This window comes from Streptomyces sp. NPDC048290, assembly GCF_040652095.1.
Classification (GTDB): Bacteria; Actinomycetota; Actinomycetes; order Streptomycetales; family Streptomycetaceae; genus Streptomyces.
Map to the genome: position 1 here is coordinate 1 of NZ_JBEZLM010000021.1, position 18,957 is coordinate 18,957.

The following is an 18,957-nucleotide window of genomic DNA, read 5'->3' on the forward strand; positions in this document are numbered from 1 at the left end:
CCTAGTAGCTCCGCTACGAGGGCTTCCGCCCGGCACACCGAGAGCACGCACCGAACGCCGCTCCTTCTCCCACGGAGATCCATCAGACACCCCCTAGCGGGTCGGCTCCGGCGGCGGCTGGACCCGGGCGCCGGTCCCGGCCGGTCGGCGCCCGTGCCCGTCGGCTCAGCTCGCCGGCGACTTCGCCCGCAGCACCTTCAGGAACTCACGCATCCAGGCCGGGTGGTCCGGCCAGGCGCGGGACGAGACGAGCGTCCCGTCGACGACCGCCTCGGTGTCCTGGAAGGTGGCGCCGGAGGACTGCATGTCGATCTCCAGCGCGGGGTACGCGGTGACCCGTCGTCCGCGCAGACCGTCGATCGCGGCGGTCAGCAGCGGCCCGTGGCAGATCTGGGCGACCGGCTTGTCGGCGTCGAAGAACGACTTCAGGATCTTGCGGAGCTCGGGGTCGTTGCGCAGGTACTCGGGAGCGCGCCCGCCGGGGATGACGACGGCCACATACTCGCCGGGGTCCACCTCGGAGAAGGCCAGGTCGGCGGGCCAGGTGTAACCGGCCTTCTCGGTGTAGGTGTCGAAGCCGGGTTCGAAGTCATGCACGACGAACTGGAGCTTCTTGCGGGTCGGCGCGGCGATATGGACCTCGTAGCCCTCTTCGAGGAGGCGCTGGTAGGGGTAGAGGACTTCGAGCGACTCGGCGGCGTCGCCGGTCAGGATGAGGATCTTGGGAGGGGAAGCGGGGGACATGAGGGCTCCTCTGAGGTTGGTCCTGCCGAGAACGTGCCGTGTGCCGGGGGGCTTGCCAAGAGGACGCGCCGATTTCCGGGCAGCGGCGGACAGGGCGCCGGGGGCGGGCTTGGGGGCCGGGTCGGGGACGGACGGGGTCACTCGTCCGGTGCAAGGGGTGGGGCGCGGGGTCTTTGGGGGCCGGAGCTGTGGCTCGGGGGTCGGACCTGCGGCTCGGGAGGTTGGGGGGTGGCTCGCGCGGGGCGTCGGGTGCTGGGCCTGCTGCGTCTGCGGGTGCCTTTTGGTCCACTGAGCCGACCGGAGCTGCTGCGTCCGCTGGTGCCTCTTGGTCCACCGGGCCGACCGGAGCCGCCGTGCTTGGCGGTTCCTCCGGACCCGGTACACCTCCGGCGGTCGCTGGTGCCACTGGGGCTTCCGGGGCTACCGGACCCGCTGGACCCTCCACGCCCGGTACACCTCCGGCGGTCGCTGGTGCCACCGGGGCTTCCGGGGCCACCGGACCCGCTGGACTCGGCGGACCCTCCGGACTCTCCGGACCCGGCACTCCCGCAGCGGTCGCTGGTGCCACCGGGGCTTCCAGAGCCACCGGACCCGCCGCACTCGCCGGACCCTCCACGCCCAGCACACCCCCGGCGGTCGCTGCTGCCACCGGTGCTACCGGGCCCGCCCGACCCGCCGCACTCGACGGTCCCTCCGAACCCAGCACACCCAGCACACCCAGCCCACCCACCGACCCCACTCCGCCCCACCTCACCCACCAGACCCACCCACCCCACACAACCCACCAGCCTCACCACCCCCACCCCCGTCGTCCCTCACCCCAAAGACGCCCCCCGCCCAACCCCCCTACGCCCATCGGTACAAGATCCACCCTCCCCCGCGACCACTCCTCCTACGCCACTTGCCGTACCGTGGCCACGCTCACTCGGCGCCGGGGCTCCACATCTGTGCAGAACGTCAAAGTTCTGCATGTGCTTTTGTACACATACGGCTCATGACGGGGGCCGGGTAGGGGGCGATAGCCTGGGTGGCGTGATCAGCGCGATAGTTCGCGGGGGCCGTGGTGCCCCTGCTCTACGCCCGAGGCGCACGGACGACATCCGTGGCCGGGCGGCGGTCGCTGGTCCTCCCGGGCGCACCGGAGCGCCCCGGGCCGGGCGGGACAGATCCCCCGGTACAGCACGGAGTGCGGCGCGGGCGAGAGCAGCGTCACACCTCTCGGGCGCGTCGGGAATGGCTGATATCCCTCCGCCCATCTCCCCTCGCGGCATAGCGTCGGAACAGACCGGACACCCCGCGTCTCGGCGTGACCCCGCAAGGGCGGAGACCGTATTTCCTTCTACGTCACGCAACGGCGCGCGACAGGAGCCAGAGGACAATGCAGACCAAGCTGGACGAAGCCAAGGCCGAGCTGCTCGATCGGGCCGCCCGGGTAGCTGAGAACAGCCCGGTCGGGGGGCACCTACCGACTGGGACGACGGACGACGGCACTCCCGACCGGGACGCCGTGCTCGCGTTCCTCCAGCGCTACTACCTGCACACCGCCCCGGAGGACCTCGCCGACCGCGACCCGGTCGACATCTTCGGCGCCGCCTTCTCCCACTGCCGACTGGCCGAAAACCGCCCTCAGGGCACGGCCAATGTGCGGGTCCACACGCCGACGGTCGAGGAGAACGGGTGGACGTGCAGCCACTCGGTCGTGGAGGTCGTCACCGACGACATGCCCTTCCTCGTCGACTCGGTCACCAATGAGCTGACCCGCCAGGGGCGCGGCATCCATGTGGTGATCCACCCGCAGATCGTGGTGCGCCGTGATGTGACCGGCAAGCTGATCGAGATCATGTCCGGGCCGCCCACCGGGGACCTCCCGCACGACGCGCACATCGAGTCCTGGATCCACGTCGAGACGGACCGGGAGACCGATCGCGCCGACCTCAAGCAGATCACCACGGATCTGCTGCGGGTGCTCTCCGACGTCCGCGAGGCCGTCGAGGACTGGGGCAAGATGCGGGACGCCTCCGTGCGCCTCGCCGAGGAGCTGCCCGGCGAGCCCGCCCCCGCCGACCTGAGCGCGGACGAGACCGAGGAGGCCCGCGAGCTGCTGCGCTGGCTCGCCGCCGACCACTTCACCTTCCTCGGCTACCGCGAGTATCAGCTCCGCGAGGACGACTCGCTGGCCGCCGTGCCCGGCACCGGCCTCGGCATCCTGCGCGCCGACCCGCAGCACTCCGGTGACGAGGCGCACCCGGTCAGCCCGTCCTTCGAGCGGCTGCCCGCCGACGCCCGCGCCAAGGCCCGCGAGCACCGGCTGCTCGTCCTCACCAAGGCCAACAGCCGGGCCACCGTCCACCGCCCGTCCTACCTCGACTACATCGGCGTCAAGAAGTTCGACAAGGACGGCAATGTCGTCGGGGAGCGCCGCTTCCTCGGCCTGTTCTCGTCGGCCGCGTACACCGAGTCCGTGCGCCGGGTCCCCGTCATCCGGCGCAAGGTCGAGGAGGTCCTCAAGCGGGCCGGGTTCTCGCCCAACAGCCACGACGGGCGCGATCTGCTCCAGATCATGGAGACGTACCCGCGCGACGAGCTGTTCCAGACGCCGGTGGACGAACTCCAGTCCATCGTGACCTCCGTGCTCTACCTCCAGGAGCGCCGCCGGCTCCGCCTCTACCTGCGCCAGGACGAGTACGGGCGCTACTACTCGGCCCTCGTCTACCTCCCGCGCGACCGCTACACCACCGGCGTCCGCCTGCGGATCATCGACATCCTCAAGGAGGAGCTGAACGGGACGAGCGTCGACTTCACCGCCTGGAACACCGAGTCGATCCTGTCCCGGCTGCACTTCGTGGTCCGGGTCCCACAGGGCACCGATCTGCCCGAGCTGTCCTACAGCGACCGGGAGCGGATCGAGGCCCGGCTGGTGGAGGCCGCCCGCTCCTGGGCGGACAGCTTCGCCGAGGCGCTCAACGCCGAGTGCGGCGAGGAGCGCGCCGCCGAACTGCTGCGCAAGTACGGCAACTCCATCCCCGAGGGCTACAAGGCCGACCACACCCCGCGCGCGGCGGTCGCCGACCTGGTGAACGTCGAGCGGCTCGGCGAGGGCGACGGCCGCGACTTCGCGCTCAGCCTGTACGAGCCGGTCGGCGCCGCCCCCGAGGAGCGCCGCTTCAAGATCTACCGCAAGGGCGACGCGATCTCCCTGTCCGCCGTCCTGCCGGTGCTCAACCGGCTCGGCGTCGAGGTCGTCGACGAACGGCCCTACGAGCTGCGCTGCGCCGACCGCAGCGTCGCCTGGATCTACGACTTCGGGCTACGCCTGCCCAAGGTCAAGAGCGGCGACTTCATCGGCGACGACGCCCGCGAGCGCATCCAGGAGGCGTTCTCCGCGACCTGGACCGGCAAGGCCGAGAACGACGGCTTCAACGCGCTGGTGCTGAGCGCCGGGCTGAGCTGGCGCCAGGCCATGGTGCTGCGGGCGTACGCCAAGTATCTGCGCCAGGCCGGGTCCACCTTCAGCCAGGACTACATGGAGGACACCCTCCGCAACAACGTCCACACCACCCGGCTGCTCGTCTCCCTGTTCGAGGCGCGGATGTCCCCGGACCGCCAGCGCGCCGGGCACGAGATCGTGGACGCCCTGCTGGAGGAGCTGGAGGCGGCGCTCGACCAGGTCGCCAGCCTCGACGAGGACCGCATCCTGCGGGCCTTCCTCACCGTCATCAAGGCCACCCTGCGCACCAACTTCTTCCAGGAAGCCATCGGCGGCCACCCGCACGACTACGTCTCCATGAAGCTCGACCCGCAGGCCATCCCCGACCTGCCCGAGCCCCGCCCCGCCTACGAGATCTGGGTGTACTCGCCGCGTGTGGAGGGCGTCCACCTGCGGTTCGGCAAGGTCGCGCGCGGCGGGCTGCGCTGGTCGGACCGGCGCGAGGACTTCCGTACCGAGATCCTCGGGCTGGTCAAGGCGCAGATGGTGAAGAACACCGTCATCGTGCCGGTCGGCGCCAAGGGCGGCTTCGTCGCCAAGCAGCTGCCCGACCCGTCCGCAGACCGGGACGCCTGGCTCGCCGAGGGCATCGCCAGCTACAAGACGTTCATCTCGGCGCTCCTCGACATCACCGACAACATGGTCGCCGGAGAGGTCGTCCCGCCCGCCGACGTCGTCCGCCACGACGAGGACGACACCTACCTCGTCGTCGCCGCCGACAAGGGCACCGCCACCTTCTCCGACATCGCCAACGAGGTCGCCGGAAGCTACAACTTCTGGCTCGGTGACGCCTTCGCCTCCGGCGGCAGCGCCGGATACGACCACAAGGGCATGGGCATCACCGCGCGCGGCGCCTGGGAATCCGTCAAACGGCACTTCCGCGAACTCGACCTGGACACCCAGACCGAGGACTTCACGGTCGTCGGCATCGGCGACATGTCCGGTGACGTGTTCGGCAACGGGATGCTGCTCAGCGAGCACATCCGGCTGGTCGCCGCGTTCGACCACCGGCACATCTTCATCGACCCGCACCCGGACGCCGAGACCTCCTACGCCGAGCGCCGCCGCCTGTTCGAGCTGCCCCGCTCCAGCTGGGAGGAGTACGACACCGCGCTGCTCTCCGCGGGCGGCGGCATCTTCCCGCGCAGCGCCAAGGCCATCCCGATCAACGCGCACATCCGCGAGGCCCTCGGCATCGAGGAGAAGATCGTCAAGGTCACCCCGGCCGACCTGATGCGCGCGATCCTCAAGGCCCCGGTCGACCTGCTGTGGAACGGCGGCATCGGCACATACGTCAAGGCGTCCACCGAGTCGGACGCGGACGTCGGCGACAAGGCCAACGACGCCATCCGGGTCGACGGCGAGCAACTGCGGGTCAAGGTGGTCGGCGAGGGCGGCAACCTGGGCCTGACCCAGCTCGGCCGGATCGAGTTCGCCCGCGGCGGCGGCAAGATCAACACCGATGCCATCGACAACAGCGCGGGCGTGGACACCTCCGACCACGAGGTGAACATCAAGATCCTGCTCAACGGCCTGGTCACCGACGGCGACATGACCGTCAAGCAGCGCAACAAGCTGCTCGCCCAGATGACCGACGAGGTCGGCCGGCTGGTGCTGCGCAACAACTACGCGCAGAACACCGCCATCGCCAACGCCCTCGCCCAGTCCAAGGACATGCTCAACGCCCAGCAGCGGTTCATCCGCCACCTGGTGCGCGAGGGCCACCTCGACCGGGCGCTGGAGTTCCTGCCGACCGACCGCCAGATCCGTGAACGCCTCACCTCCGGACAGGGCCTGACCAGCCCCGAGACGGCCGTACTGCTGGCGTACACCAAGATCACGGTCGCCGAGGAGCTGCTGCACACCTCGCTGCCCGACGACCCGTATCTGACCGGGCTGCTCTACGCGTACTTCCCGACCGCGCTGCGCGAGAAATTCCCCGAGCAGATCGACAACCACCCGCTGCGCCGTGAGATCACCACGACCGTGCTGGTCAACGACACGGTCAACACGGGCGGTACGACCTATCTGCACCGGCTGCGCGAGGAGACCGGCGCCTCGCTGGAGGAGATCGTGCGGGCGCAGACCGCCGCGCGCGCCATCTTCCGCTCGGCCCCGGTGTGGGACGCGGTGGAGGACCTCGACAACCGGGTCGCCGCCGAGGTCCAGACCCGTATCCGGCTGCATTCGCGGCGGCTCGTCGAGCGCGGCACGCGCTGGCTGCTCAACAACCGGCAGCAGCCGCTGGAGCTGGCCGAGACCGTCGAGTTCTTCGCCGAGCGGGTCGAGCAGGTCTGGCAGCAGTTGCCCAAGCTGATGCGCGGCGCGGACCTGGAGTGGTGGCAGCAGATCTACGACGAGCTGACCGGCGCCGGGGTCCCCGGCGAGATCGCCACCCGGGTCGCCGGATTCTCCTCCGCGTTCCCGGCGCTGGACATCGTGTCCGTCGCCGACCGCATGGGCAAGGACCCGCTGGCCGTCGCCGAGGTGTACTACGACCTCGCCGACCGGCTCCGGATCACCCGCCTCATGGACCGGATCATCGAACTGCCCCGCGCGGACCGCTGGCAGTCCATGGCCCGCGCCGCGATCCGCGAGGACCTTTACGCGGCGCACGCCGCCGTCACCGCGGACGTCCTCGCGGTCGGCAACGGCTCGTCCACGCCCGAGCAGCGGTTCAAGCTCTGGGAGCAGAAGAACGTGGCGATCCTGGGGCGGGCGCGGACGACGCTGGAGGAGATCCAGTCGTCGGACACGTTCGATCTGGCGAATCTGTCGGTGGCGATGCGGACGATGCGGACGTTGCTGCGGACGCATTCATAGGTCTGTGGGCTTCGGTCTTCGGTCTTCGGGCTTTGGTCTTCGGGCTTTGGTCTTCGGGCTTTGGCCGTCGGGCGCCTTCCCGTGTGCGGGGGCGGTACGACGGTGAGGGCGCCCCGGGTCGGATGGACGGCTCGGGGCGCCTTTGTCTGTGTGTGGGGGTGGGTGGGGGTGGGTGGGGGTGAGGTGGTTCTTGGTGTGGGGGCGGGTGATCAGGAGGGCTGGGGGACTTTGCCGTCCGGCTTGGCGCCTGGATCGGCACCCGGCTTGGTGTCCGGCTCGGTGTCTGAGTGGGCACCGGATTTGGCGTTCGGCTCGGCGGCCGGGTGGGCGTCGGGCTTGGCGCCCGGAGGAGTGGCGTCCTGCTTGGTGGTGGTGTCCGTCTTCGGGGTGGTCTCCTGTGCGGCCCCGTCCGGCTTCACCTGGGGTTGCGGCTTCGGCTTCGGTTTCACGTTCGGCTTCGGCTTCGGCTTGGGTGTCTTGTCGCCGGTGAACGCCTCGTACTCCTTCATCACCTCCTCCGTCGGCCCGTCCATGCGCAGTTCGCCGCGCTCCAGCCACAGCACCCGCTCGCAGGTGTCGCGGATGGACCGGTTGTTGTGGCTGACCAGGAACACCGTGCCCGCGTGTTTGCGCAGCTCGCGGATGCGGGCCTCGGAGCGCTTCTGGAAGGAGCGGTCCCCGGTGGCGAGGGCCTCGTCGATCAGCAGGACGTCGTGGTCCTTGGCGGCGGCGATGGAGAACCGCAGACGAGCGGCCATGCCGGAGGAGTACGTCCGCATGGGCAGGGTGATGAAGTCGCCCTTCTCGTTGATGCCCGAGAAGTCGACGATCTCCTCGTAGCGTTCCTTGACCTGCTCGCGGGACATGCCCATGGCGAGGCCGCCGAGGTGGACATTGCGCTCGCCGGTGAGATCGTTCATCAGGGCGGCGGAGACGCCGAGCAGGGAGGGCTGGCCGTTGGTGTAGATACGGCCGTTCTCCACGGGGAGCAGTCCGGCGACCGCCTTGAGCAGCGTGGACTTGCCCGATCCATTGGTTCCGATCAGACCGATGGCCTCGCCCCGGTAGGCGACGAAGGAGACCCCGCGCACCGCGTGCACGGTCCGGACGCCGGCCGCCTTCTCGGCCTTCTTGCGGCGCAGCATCCGGTTGAGCGCGGCGGTGGCCGAACCGCGGCCCGCGCCGGTGCCGTTGACCCGGTAGATGATGTCGACGGTGTCGGCGACGACGGTGGGGACGAGGTTCTCGGGGGTCGCGTCCGTTCCTGTGCCGGTTCCGGCGTTCCGCGGTGCGGTGTTCTGCGACGCGGTGTTCTGAGATCCGGCGTTCCGCGGTCCGGTCTTCTGCGGTCCGGCGTTCTGCCGTCCGGTGTTCTGCGTTGCGGTGTGTTCAGCCACGGCCGTATGTCTCCTCAGCCTTCCAGAAGTAGATGAAGCCGCCGATTCCGGCGAGCAGGGCCCAGCCCGTCGCGATGGCCCAGACATGCGGGGGCAACTGGCTCGCGTGGAAGCTGTCGATCAGGGCGAAGCGCATGAGGTCGATATAGAGGGCGGCGGGGTTGGCCTGGAGCGCGGTGGCGACCCAGGACGGCAGGCTGCCGTGCGCCGACACCAGGTGGTCGATGCTCCACATCACCCCGGACATATACATCCAGGTGCGCAGCACGAACGGCATCAGCTGGGCGATGTCCGGTGTCTTCGCGCCGACCCGGGCCATGATCATCGAGATACCGGCGTTGAAGGTGAACTGAAGCACCAGCACCGGGACCGCCAGCACCCAGGAGACGGCCGGCGGAACGCCGAACGCCAGCAGGATCACCACCAGCGCGGCCATGGAGAACAGCAGTTGCTGGAGCTGCTGGAGACAGAACGAGATCGGCAGCGCGGCCCGCGGGAAGTGCAGGGCGCGCACGAGGCCGAGGTTGCCGGAGATCGCGCGTGTGCCCGCGAGGATCGAACTCTGCGTGAATGTCCAAATGAACACGCCGGTGACCAGGAAGGGGATGTAGTCCGGCACGCCCTTCTTGGTCTGGAGCAGCACGCCGAAGACGAAGTAGTACACCGCGGCGTTGAGCAGCGGGGTCATGACCTGCCAGACCTGACCCAGCTTCGCCTGGCTGTACTGGGAGGTGAGCTTGGCGGTGGCGAAGGCCCCGATGAAGTGGCGGCGGGCCCACAGCCTGCGGACGTACTCGGGGAGGGTGGGGCGGGCACCGCTGACGGTGAGGCCATGGCGTGCGGCGAGCGCCGCGAGACCGGTACCGGCCGGGGTGGCGACGGCGGTGGGGCCCGGTGCGGGGTCCGGTGCGGTGGCCGGTGCTTTCGGGGGCGGTGTGTCGAGGACCTGGCTCACATCCGCTGCTTTCGCTCGGGGGTGGGGGTGCGCGGGTCCGGTCCTGGGTGTCTGTGTGCGTGTTCCGGCGTGCGTGTTCCTGCGCGTTCATGCACGTTCGCGCATCTTCGCGCGGGGTGGTGCGTGACCGTGCGGGATCGGTGTCCAGTGCTTGTGCGTGTTCGTATGCGCCGGGCGTGTCGCGGGTGGCGCATACGTTCTGCGGGGGGTTCGAGAGTTCGGGAGGTTCTCGTGGGTTCGGGAGGTTGGGGGACTTCCCGGTGCCCTGCCTCCGCGTGGCTCTTACGCGTCTTTCTTACGCGGCTCTTCACGCATTCTTACGTCGGGACGGGACCGTATCGTCGTAACGCGAGCGTAGGCCCAATCGACGTCGGAACGCAACCGTAGCGTCGTGACGGCCTATGCTGGTCGGCATGACCAGTGACGCCGACGGACCGCCCGCGCGGCCGGGGGCGGGGACGCCTCCACGGTCGCCGTCCCCCAAGGGGGCGGCCGAACCAGGCGTGCCGCCGTCCGTGCCCCCGCCCGCGAGTCCGTCTGCCCGTCCGCGCCGGCGTGCCCCGGCGGGTGCGGCGGTGCTGCGCGAGGACGTGACGGAGGCGATCAGGGCGGCGGTGTTCGAGGAACTCGCCGCCGTCGGCTACGCGCGGATGTCCATCGAGGGCATCGCGCGGCGGGCGGGCGTCGGCAAGACGGCGGTGTACCGGCGGTGGCGGTCCAAGCTGCACCTGGTGCTGGACATCGTCTCCGCGCTCGCCGTGCAGGGGCTGCCCGCGCCGGACACGGGCTCCCTGGAGAGCGATCTGCGGCTCCTGTACGAGGTCACGTCCCGTGCCCTGCGCCATCCGATCGCCTCCCAGATCATTCCCGACCTCCAGGCGGAGGCCGCGCGCAATCCCGATATCGCGGAGGCGATGCAGAAGGCGCTGCGGGAGGGACAGGAGGGCGTGGCCAGCACCATCGTGGCGGCGGCGGCCGAACGGGGCGAGGTGCGCGCCGGGTACGACAAGGAGGTCGCGCTCGATCTGATCTCCGGGCCGCTGTACTGGCGGTCGGTGGTGATCCGGGGCGATCGGCTGCCGAAGGGCTATCTGGCGGCGCTGTCCAGGGCCACGGCGGGGGCGCTCAAGGCGTTGTGACCGGGTTCGGGGGGTGGTGGCTGCTCCGGCGCTGTGGCCGAGTAGGGCGCCCGGCGTACTCGCGAGGTTGTCGGCTGGCGCGCTCATGGCGTTGTGGCCAGGTCTGCCCGGCGCGGCGGCCACGGCGTTATGGTTCGGTCTGCTCGGTCTGCTCGGTCTGCTCGGTCTGCTCGGTCTGCTCGGTCTGCTCGGTCTGCTCGGTCTGCTCGGTCTGCTCGGCCTGCTCGGCCTGCTCGACTCAGCGGCTCTCATGGGCTGTGGCCAGGTCTGCCCCGCTCAGTGGCTCTCGGCGCTCCGGTCGAGCCACACCCCGACACGCTTACGGCGCTGTCAGGAGCGCCGTCCGGCCCGTGTGTTCAGTCGCTGATCAGTTCTGTTCGGTTGATGGAAAACGGCGCATCCAGCCACTCCAGGCCGAGGTGATCATGTCGTGGACGTCGTGCTTCGCCTTCCAGCCCAGTTCGGCGGCGATACGGTCGGCGGAGGCGACCACGCGGGCCGGGTCACCGGGGCGGCGCGGTGTGACCATGGGGGTCATCCGGTGGCCGGTGATCGTCTGGATGCGGTCGATCATCTCGCGGACCGAAACGCCTTCGCCGCGACCGATGTTGAGCGTGAGATCACGGCCCGGCGTGTCGGCGAGCGCGCGGGCGGCGGCCACATGTGCCTCGGCCAGGTCCGCCACGTGGATGTAGTCCCGTACGCACGTGCCGTCGGGGGTCGGGTAGTCGTCGCCGAAGATCCGCGGGGGCATGTCCTGGGTGAGCTTCTCGAAGACCATCGGGATGAGATTGAAGACGCCCACGTCGGCGAGGTCGGGACGGGCCGCGCCCGCCACGTTGAAGTAGCGCAGGGACGCTGTCGCGAGGCCCGTCGCCCGGCCGGTCGCCCGGACCAGCCACTCGCCCGCGAGCTTGGTCTCACCGTAGGGGGACAGCGGCACGCAGGGCGTCTCCTCGGTGACGACCTCGACGTCGGGCATGCCGTAGACAGCCGCCGAGGAGGAGAACACGAAGGACGTGATCCCGGCCGCGGTGACCGCCTCCAGGAGCACCCGCAGACCCTCGACGTTCTCCCGGTAGTAGTGCAGCGGCATGTCCACCGACTCGCCGACCTGCTTCTTCGCGGCCAGATGGATCACGCCGGTGATCCCGTGCCCGGCGAGCACCTTGCTCAGCCGTACCCCGTCCAGGACCGTACCGACCTCCATGGGGACCCCCTCCGGCACCCGCTCGGCGATCCCGGTCGACAGGTCGTCGTACACCACCGCACGCTCGCCCGCGTCGGTCAGCGCGCGCACCACGTGTGCGCCGATGTATCCGGCGCCTCCGGTGATCAGCCAGGTCATGTGCCGCCAGTCCCCTCGTCGGTCGGTCTCGTCAGACAGTGAAGCAGGCTACGGACCGCAGTGCGCCGAGGACGTGGCGTGAAGACGTCGGGTGGGGGACGGGGCGGAGGCCATCGGGAACACCGGTTCTGGAGCCTTCGGGAACGCCGGTTCCGGTGTTGTCGGGGAGGCCGGACCTGGAGCGGGTTCCGGGGCTGACGGGAGCGCTGGTTCCGGAGCCGTCGGACAGGCCGCTCACTTCGCGAGTGCCGTGTCCAGCCGGGACGTCAGATCGTCGAGCCGGGCCTTGAGGTCGCGGAGCTCCGCGATGTCGCAGCCGGTGGCCGTGGCGATCCGGCGGGGCACGTCCAGCGCCCGCTCGCGCAGGGCCAGGCCCTCCTCGGTCAGCCGGATCTCGACCGAACGCTCGTCCTGGGTGCTGCGCTCACGGCGGACGAGCCCCGCCGCCTCCAGCCGCTTCAGCAGCGGCGAGAGCGTGCCGGAGTCGAGGCGCAGATGCTCGCCGAGCTGCTTGACGGGGAGTTCGCCGTGCTCCCAGAGGACCAGCAGCACCAGGTACTGGGGATAGGTCAGCCCGAGATCCTTGAGGATCACGCGGTAGAGGCCGTTGAACGCGCGTGACGCGGCGTGCAGCGAGAAGCAGATCTGGCGGTCCAGGAGCAGCAGGTCCTGGTCCTGGACCTGGGCGCCGCCCGGGGGAGCGGTGGCCGGCGTGTCGGACGGTGAGGTGGCCGGTGCGGCGGCCTGCGCGGTCGTGGGAGTGCGTGTCGGGGTCATGTCCTCAGCTTACCTCTGGTCCATCATTTAGTTGCGTGCAATTGAATTGCGTGCTTCACTTGTTCTTGTCGGCGGCCGGAGACGGTCGCCAGACACCGGAACGGACCCGCGACACGCGGACTTCAGACCCCGCAGCACGCCCCCATAGGTCGTGCTTCGTATTTCATGCTTCGAGAGGGATGGTTCACCCATGGACGCGCTCTACACCGCCGTAGCCACCGCCACCCACGGCCGTGACGGCCGCGCCGTCAGCTCCGACGGCAAGGTCGACGTCAAGCTGGCCCCGCCCGTCGAACTGGGCGGCGACGGTCAGGGCACCAACCCCGAGCAGCTCTTCGCCGCCGGCTACGCGGCCTGTTTCGGCAGCGCGCTCGGCCTGGTGGGCCGCCAGGCGAAGGTCGACGTCAGTGACGCCGCCGTCACCGCCGAGGTCGGCATCGGCAAGCAGGGCGAGGGCTTCGCGCTCAAGGTGACCCTGCGCGTCGAACTCCCCGACTCCGTCGACGAGGCCACCGGCCGCAAGCTCGTCGAGACCGCGCACCAGGTCTGCCCCTACTCGAACGCCACCCGCGGCAACGTCCCGGTCGAACTGGTCATCGAGTAGTCCCTGGTAGTCCCTTGGCAGTCCCGGTAGCTGCCCCGTAGCAGCCCCCTGGTCCCCTATTAGTCCCTCACCCCACCCGCGCCAGTACCTCCCCCGTCCGCTCGCTCCACGCCACGACCACCGCGCCCTCCGGCACCGTGTGCCACCGCGTCAGCAGTACCCAGCGCACGCGATGCCGGCGGACGACGGCGGCCCGCTCGGCGGGGGTGGCGCCGGGGGACAGGTACGTCCGCACATCCGCCAGCCGGTCGTCGCGCGCGGCCTCGTCCAGGGCCGGGTCCGCGACGGCCGGAGCGACCACGTCCACGCCGAACCCGGCCAGCCCGTGCACGGTGTCCCGCCCCACGGCCAGCACCACGTCACCGGGCCCGACATGCTGCGCCGCCCACGCGTACGACACGCCATACGGTGATCGGGATGATCGGTTCTGATCGAACGCTCCCGGTAGCACCGCCCCGCCCTGCGCCATGAGCAACCCCGCGCACATCCCGCCCACCGCCACCACCCCCAGCGCCCGCCGCCACACAGACCAGGGACGCGGTACCGCCAACTCCACCGCGACCGCGCACTGCGGCGGCACCAGCGCAAGGTCGAGCAGCCCGCCATCGACCGGACGGCCGTCCAGGAGGGCGTACCCGACCACCGCCAGCCCAGGCACCGCCATCAGCACCAAGGGATCGCGCCAGGAGCCACACCCCGCCCTGACCACCAGCATGGGCAGCCCCACGAGCAGCGCCAGCCAGCACGCCCCGATCAGGGACCCGGCAGGAGCGGACATGAGCGAACGATCACCGATTGCGTGATCGAACCCGGCGGTGAAGGCGTCGTAGTACGGCCAGCTCCAGATCACCGCCGTCGCGGTCACCGCTGCCCATCCCCAACGAGGCACCGCGCGGGGACGCCCACAACCGATCAGAGTCAACGCCCCGACCCCGGCGCCCACCCCCACCACGGGGTCGATGAGCCCGACCAGCCCGTACGGCACGCCAAGGGCCGCGTATCCGAGCGGACCGGGCAGACCGCTCGGGCCGACGAACCGTACCCGCCCGGCGTCCCGCGCCCGCACGCCCGTCAGCCCCCACGCCCACAGCGTCAGTCCGAGCGTGGACACCGACGGGTCCTGGAGGCCACCGGTGAGCGGCAGCAGAGCGAGCGACGGACCGCCCGGCACCGGGCCCGTGCCCCACAGCAGCGTCAGCGCGGCGAGCGCCAGGACGGGCGCCCAGGGGCGCGGGGTCAGCATCCGGACGAAGCGGCCGACGCCGATCAGCAGCACCAGCAGATTCACCGGCCCGGCCAGCCGTACCACCTCCCAGCCGCCCAGCCCGGTCCACCGCGCGAGAACGCCCTGAGCGACCGCGTACGGCGAGTAATACGGGCTTCCCGCGCCCGGCAGCGCGGCCACGGGGTGGCGTGGGTGCAGCAGGTCCGCCGCGAGCCGTTCGACGACGGCCGCGTCCAGCCCGGCGTCACAGCAGAGCGGGACCCGCCAGTACGCCAACGACACCACGAGCCAGCACAGCAGCCCGAACACCTGGTACGGCGTCGGACGCCAGGGACGGCCCCCGCGCAGGGCGGTCGCGCCGCGTACGGAACGCCCGGCCAGGACGGGGGCGTTCACCGGGAGGCCGGGGAGATCGGGGAGGACATGGGCGTGGACACTGGCCGTACCTTCCCGCCGGACCCTGCCCGCTGACCCTCTGTCACCGCAACGGACGAGTCCGTTCGCCGGGACCCGGCCCCGTGTGGACCCCGGTCCGGCGTGCCCCTCGGCGTGTCGTAGACCTGCCCCCCGGCATAGATCCGGGCCCCGCGCGTCCCATTGCCGCCCTGCCCAGACCGGCGCCCCACATGCTTCCCCGCCCCGCCCCGCCCGCCCCCGCCCCGTCTGCACCGGCGTCCCGCCTGGACCGGCGTCCGACGCGGCCCCCACCTCACCTAGACCGGCGTCCCCCGCAAACCCCGCCCCGCGCGGCCCGCGCCGGTGGTCGGCCCCCCACCTCCGTCCGAAGCCACCCCCCTGCCCCCGGCACCACCCGCCGGGACGGATCACGTGCCCGCGCGGTGCTTGCCAGGACGTCCGGCCGGACGCCAGGTGGAGGGTCGGCTCGGTGTGGGCCGCGAGGTGCTCATACGGGCTCCCGGAGGGCGAGGGACGTCGGCGGATCAGCGGCTGCCGCTCGCGGTGCCCCGGTGGGCGGTCGCGGGCCGGTCCACGGTGGCCTGCGGGGGCCGGACGAGCGAGGCCGCCGCGGGCACAGGATGCCGCTCCTGCGGTGCCACCACCACCGGCCACCCCGCCGTCTCGCCCGTCTGCCCCAGCACCACGTGCCGGACGACCCGTTCGGCGGCGCGTCCGTCGTCATGCGGACAGAACCGGTCCCGGAACGCCGCCCGCACCTGGGCGGAGCGCGAACCGCACCAGTGACCGGACGCGAAGATGTCGATCAGTTCGTCCTCGCCCCGCGCGACGGCCCCGGGAGGGAAGTCGCGCGGATCGAAGTAGGTGCCCCGGGCCGCGTCGTAGGCCGCCCAGTCGTCCATGTGCAGCACCATCGGCCGATCGAGTCCCGCGTAGTCGAACATCAGGGGCGCGTAGTCGGTGATCAGCGCGTCGGACGCCAGGCACAGCGACCGGATGTTCGGATGATCACCAACATTGATCAACCGCTCGGGCAGCCGGTCACCGAGACCGGTGTGCGCGCCCCGCGTCAGGACCACGAACCGCGGGCCGAGGCGGCGCAGGACACGCTCCAGGTCCAGCCGCGCGGGCTGGGCGCGGCGGTAGTCCCGCCGGGCGGGCACATACAGCAGCGCCACCGCACCCGCCGGGACACCGAGCGACTCGCGCAGCCGGGCCACGTCCGCCGAGGTCGCCTGCTGGAAGACGTCGTTGCCCGGACATCCGTACTCAAGGGTCCGGTATCGGCCCGGCAGGGCCCGCTCGACGGTGAGCGTGGAATGGCGGTTCGCGGACAGGACGTAGTCCCACTGGTCGACCCCGCGCAGCAGCCGTCCGAAGTCGGTGCCGTGGGCAGCCGCGGGGCGGTCCAGCAGGTCCAGGCCCAGATGCCCGAGCGGTGTGCCCTGCCCGGTCTGCACAACGATCTGATCTGGTCGTTTGATCAGACGCGGATCGAGTTCGGTGTCGGTGATCAGGTACTTCGAACGGGCCAGCGCGCTCCAGTAGGCCGCCGTGTCCGGGGCGAGCCGGAGCGGGCCCGGCGGCACGGTGTGCTGGTGCTCCGCGCGGGCGACCCACGCGGTGCGCAGGTGCGGGGCGAGCGAACGGAACGCCGCCTCCAGCACCCCCGGCACGCTGCCGTGACCCGCCCGCGCCGTGAACACCGCCCGGTCCTCGCGCACCGGCAGCCGCCGCTGGACGCCGTAGTGCAGCCGCAGACCGGCGGTGCGCAGGGCGCCGGACAGCCGGGTCGCGAGCGCCGCCGTGCGGCGGGCACCGGTGACGATCAGCCGCAGCGCGCGCAGGGTGCGGTGCGTCCCGAGACGGACGGGGACGTGCCGGAGGGCGGGCCGGACGCCCGGTGCGTGGTGACGGCGGCTGAGGTCCCGGGCGTGGCGCAGGAAGTCGGCGTGCGCACGGCGCGGCAACCGGGCGGACCGGGCCGCGAGGTGATCGAGCATCCGGCGGTACAGCACCGGCCGCCAGGCGGCGAGTCCGGGATGTTCGTCGAGCCACGCGAAGACCTGGTCGTACTGATCGAAGATGTTCGTTCGACCCGAGATGTTCGTTTCACCCGGCGGGCTGGTGCGGCGGGGGCGCCGTTCGCGCACACAGACCCGGTCGAGCGTGGCGATCCGCTCGGCGGTGAGCAGCGTGGCGTACGACCAGACGTACGGCTGGTCGGCGGGGACGCTCGCGGCACGGCGGTCGAGGAACTCCCGGCGGTACACCCTGCTCCAGGCCGGTGTGGCGAGCAGGTCGGGGCGGTCGGTGAGCGGGAAGGGAGCCGGACCGTGCTCGCCCAGCGCCGCCGGGCACGGCTCCGGGACCGGCGATCCCGTCCGGTCGAGCCGGACCCGCCCATGTGCCAGGACATCCGGCTCGTCGGTCTCCTTGAGCCGGTCGGCGATCGTGCGCAACGCGTGCGGGGTGAGGGTGTCGGTGCCGTCGAGGAAGAGCACGTAGTCGCCGCCCGCCCGCTCCAGACCGGCGGCGCGTGCCCGGCCGGTGCGCTCGGGCAGCCGTACGGTCCGCACCCGGGGGTCGCGGGCCGCGAAGGAGTCGAGGATCTCGCCCGAGGCGTCCGGCGAACCGTCGTCGACCCCGATCACTTCGAGATCGATGTACGACTGCGAGAGCACCGACTCCAGGCACTCGTGCAGGTACGCCTGGACCTGGTGAGCGGGGACGATGACAGTGAACCTGGGCAAGGGGGCATCCCTGGGTCGGCACGGGCGTTCTGCCCGGCAACGGCCCCCGGCGCGCGGGAGTTACGCGGTGTACGGCAATCGGGGGACGAGGGCCGGCCGTCACGGACCCGCCCCAACGCCCCGCCACCGATGGTTACTTGATCACGGACGGGTGATCGTTCGGACCGTTCGATCGCCGACCGTAACTCGGGCCGGATCGTTCGGCGGCAGTCCGTTCCTCGGACCTCGGATCGTTTGTGATCGTTCGCCGGTTCTCGGATCGTTCGACCGCCGACCATCCACTGATCGTTCGACCATCGTCCGCCCCGCCTGGCCGTTCGAACACTGCCGTCCCGCCTGGTCGTTCGAGCATCGTCCGCCCCCTCCCTGATCGTTTGATCACTTGACCGCGCCCGCCATCACCCCCGACACGAACTGCCGCTGGAACGCGAAGAACACGGTCAGTGGGATCACCAGGGAGATGAACGCGCCCGGTGCGAGCACATCGATGTTGTTCCCGAACTGCCGTACCTGGGTCTGGAGCGCGACCGTGATCGGTTGACTGCCCGCGTCCGTGAAGACCAGCGCGACCAGCATGTCGTTCCACACCCACAGGAACTGGAAGATGCCCAGGCTGGCGATCGCCGGACCGCCGAGCGGCATCACGACCGTCGCGAACAGCCGCAGCTCACCGGCGCCGTCCAGACGCGCCGCCTCCAGCAGTTCCCTGGGGATCTCGGCGAAGAAGTTCCGCAGCAGGAACACCGCGAACGGCAGGCCGAAGCCCACATGGAACAGGACCACGCCCAGGACCGAGCCGAACAGACCGATCCCGCCGAACAGCTCGGCGATCGGGATGAGCGCCACCTGTACCGGTACCACCAGCAGCCCCACCACCGCCAGGAACCACCAGTCGCGGCCGGGGAACTCCATCCACGCGAACGCGTACCCGGCGAGCGAACCGATCACCACCACCAGGACGGTCGCCGGGACCGTGATCCACACGGTGTTCAGCAGCGATCCGGTGATGTCGTCGTTCTCCAACAGGGTCCGGTACGCCCCGAAGGTGAGCTGGGACGGCTCGGTGAACACGTTCCACCAGCCGTCGGCGGCCATGTCCTGCGGGGAGCGCAGCGACGACAGCAGCAGCCCCAGCGTCGGCACCAGCCAGAACAGCCCGACCACGACCAGCAGCACCCGGACCGCGCCACCGCTCAGCCGGCCCACGATCCGCGCCCCCAGCGGCGGCCGGGCCGCCACCGATCGTACGGCTGACGCTTTGTTCGCTTTGTTCATTCGATCAGCGTGA

The 18,957-nt window shown here is 70.8% G+C and carries 11 protein-coding genes and 1 pseudogene; 4 read left to right on the forward strand and 8 right to left on the reverse strand.

What is annotated here, in order from left to right:
* Positions 1 to 165: 165 nt before the first annotated feature.
* A complete protein-coding gene (locus tag AB0D49_RS29965) occupies positions 166 to 744 on the reverse strand; it encodes a DJ-1/PfpI family protein (protein ID WP_362763162.1) in 579 nt (192 codons plus the stop codon).
* A gap of 1,378 nt (positions 745 to 2,122) precedes the next feature.
* Between AB0D49_RS29965 and AB0D49_RS29970 the strand changes: the two genes are divergently transcribed.
* The gene (locus tag AB0D49_RS29970; protein WP_362763165.1) at positions 2,123 to 7,054 is read left to right on the forward strand and encodes an NAD-glutamate dehydrogenase; all 4,932 of its coding nucleotides are present in this window, start codon (positions 2,123 to 2,125) and stop codon (positions 7,052 to 7,054) included.
* A gap of 476 nt (positions 7,055 to 7,530) precedes the next feature.
* Here the strand turns inward: AB0D49_RS29970 and AB0D49_RS29975 are convergent.
* Positions 7,531 to 8,262 (reverse strand): annotated as a pseudogene (locus AB0D49_RS29975) (ABC transporter ATP-binding protein); the annotation flags it as partial.
* Positions 8,263 to 8,443: 181 nt separating this feature from the next.
* Positions 8,444 to 9,406 (reverse strand): ABC transporter permease, encoded by a 963-nt coding sequence (locus AB0D49_RS29980; RefSeq protein WP_362763168.1) that lies wholly within the window; start codon positions 9,404 to 9,406, stop codon positions 8,444 to 8,446.
* A 413-nt stretch (positions 9,407 to 9,819) separates the two neighbouring features.
* Here AB0D49_RS29980 and AB0D49_RS29985 point away from each other — a divergent pair, with 413 nt between their 5' ends.
* Both AB0D49_RS29985 and AB0D49_RS29990 read left to right on the forward strand, forming a co-directional pair.
* Positions 9,820 to 10,545 carry a TetR/AcrR family transcriptional regulator gene (locus AB0D49_RS29985; RefSeq protein WP_362763171.1) on the forward strand — a complete coding sequence of 242 codons (726 nt, stop codon included), beginning with the start codon at positions 9,820 to 9,822 and terminating at the stop codon, positions 10,543 to 10,545.
* Between the two features lie 85 nt (positions 10,546 to 10,630).
* Positions 10,631 to 10,912 (forward strand): hypothetical protein, encoded by a 282-nt coding sequence (locus AB0D49_RS29990; protein WP_362763174.1) that lies wholly within the window; start codon positions 10,631 to 10,633, stop codon positions 10,910 to 10,912.
* On the opposite strand, the gene galE is transcribed toward AB0D49_RS29990, so the two are convergent.
* A complete protein-coding gene (gene galE / locus AB0D49_RS29995) occupies positions 10,913 to 11,893 on the reverse strand; it encodes a UDP-glucose 4-epimerase GalE (RefSeq protein ID WP_362763177.1) in 981 nt (326 codons plus the stop codon).
* A gap of 234 nt (positions 11,894 to 12,127) precedes the next feature.
* Positions 12,128 to 12,670, reverse strand: a complete 543-nt coding sequence (locus AB0D49_RS30000) for a MarR family transcriptional regulator (protein WP_362763180.1) — start codon at positions 12,668 to 12,670, stop codon at positions 12,128 to 12,130.
* A 190-nt stretch (positions 12,671 to 12,860) separates the two neighbouring features.
* On the opposite strand from AB0D49_RS30000, the gene AB0D49_RS30005 reads away from it, so the two are divergent.
* Complete coding sequence (locus AB0D49_RS30005) at positions 12,861 to 13,274, forward strand: organic hydroperoxide resistance protein (protein WP_362763183.1); 414 nt, start codon at positions 12,861 to 12,863, stop codon at positions 13,272 to 13,274.
* 67 nt (positions 13,275 to 13,341) lie between these two features.
* Here the strand turns inward: AB0D49_RS30005 and AB0D49_RS30010 are convergent, their stop codons facing one another.
* From AB0D49_RS30010 to AB0D49_RS30020, 3 genes are all read right to left on the reverse strand, one after another.
* Positions 13,342 to 14,895, reverse strand: a complete 1,554-nt coding sequence (locus AB0D49_RS30010) for a hypothetical protein (protein ID WP_362763186.1) — start codon at positions 14,893 to 14,895, stop codon at positions 13,342 to 13,344.
* Between the two features lie 545 nt (positions 14,896 to 15,440).
* Positions 15,441 to 17,669, reverse strand: a complete 2,229-nt coding sequence (locus AB0D49_RS30015; RefSeq protein WP_362763188.1) for a bifunctional glycosyltransferase family 2 protein/CDP-glycerol:glycerophosphate glycerophosphotransferase — start codon at positions 17,667 to 17,669, stop codon at positions 15,441 to 15,443.
* Positions 17,670 to 18,047: 378 nt separating this feature from the next.
* On the reverse strand, positions 18,048 to 18,944 hold the full coding sequence (locus AB0D49_RS30020; protein WP_362763191.1) for a carbohydrate ABC transporter permease: 897 nt from the start codon (positions 18,942 to 18,944) through the stop codon (positions 18,048 to 18,050).
* Between the last annotated feature and the right edge of the window lie 13 nt (positions 18,945 to 18,957).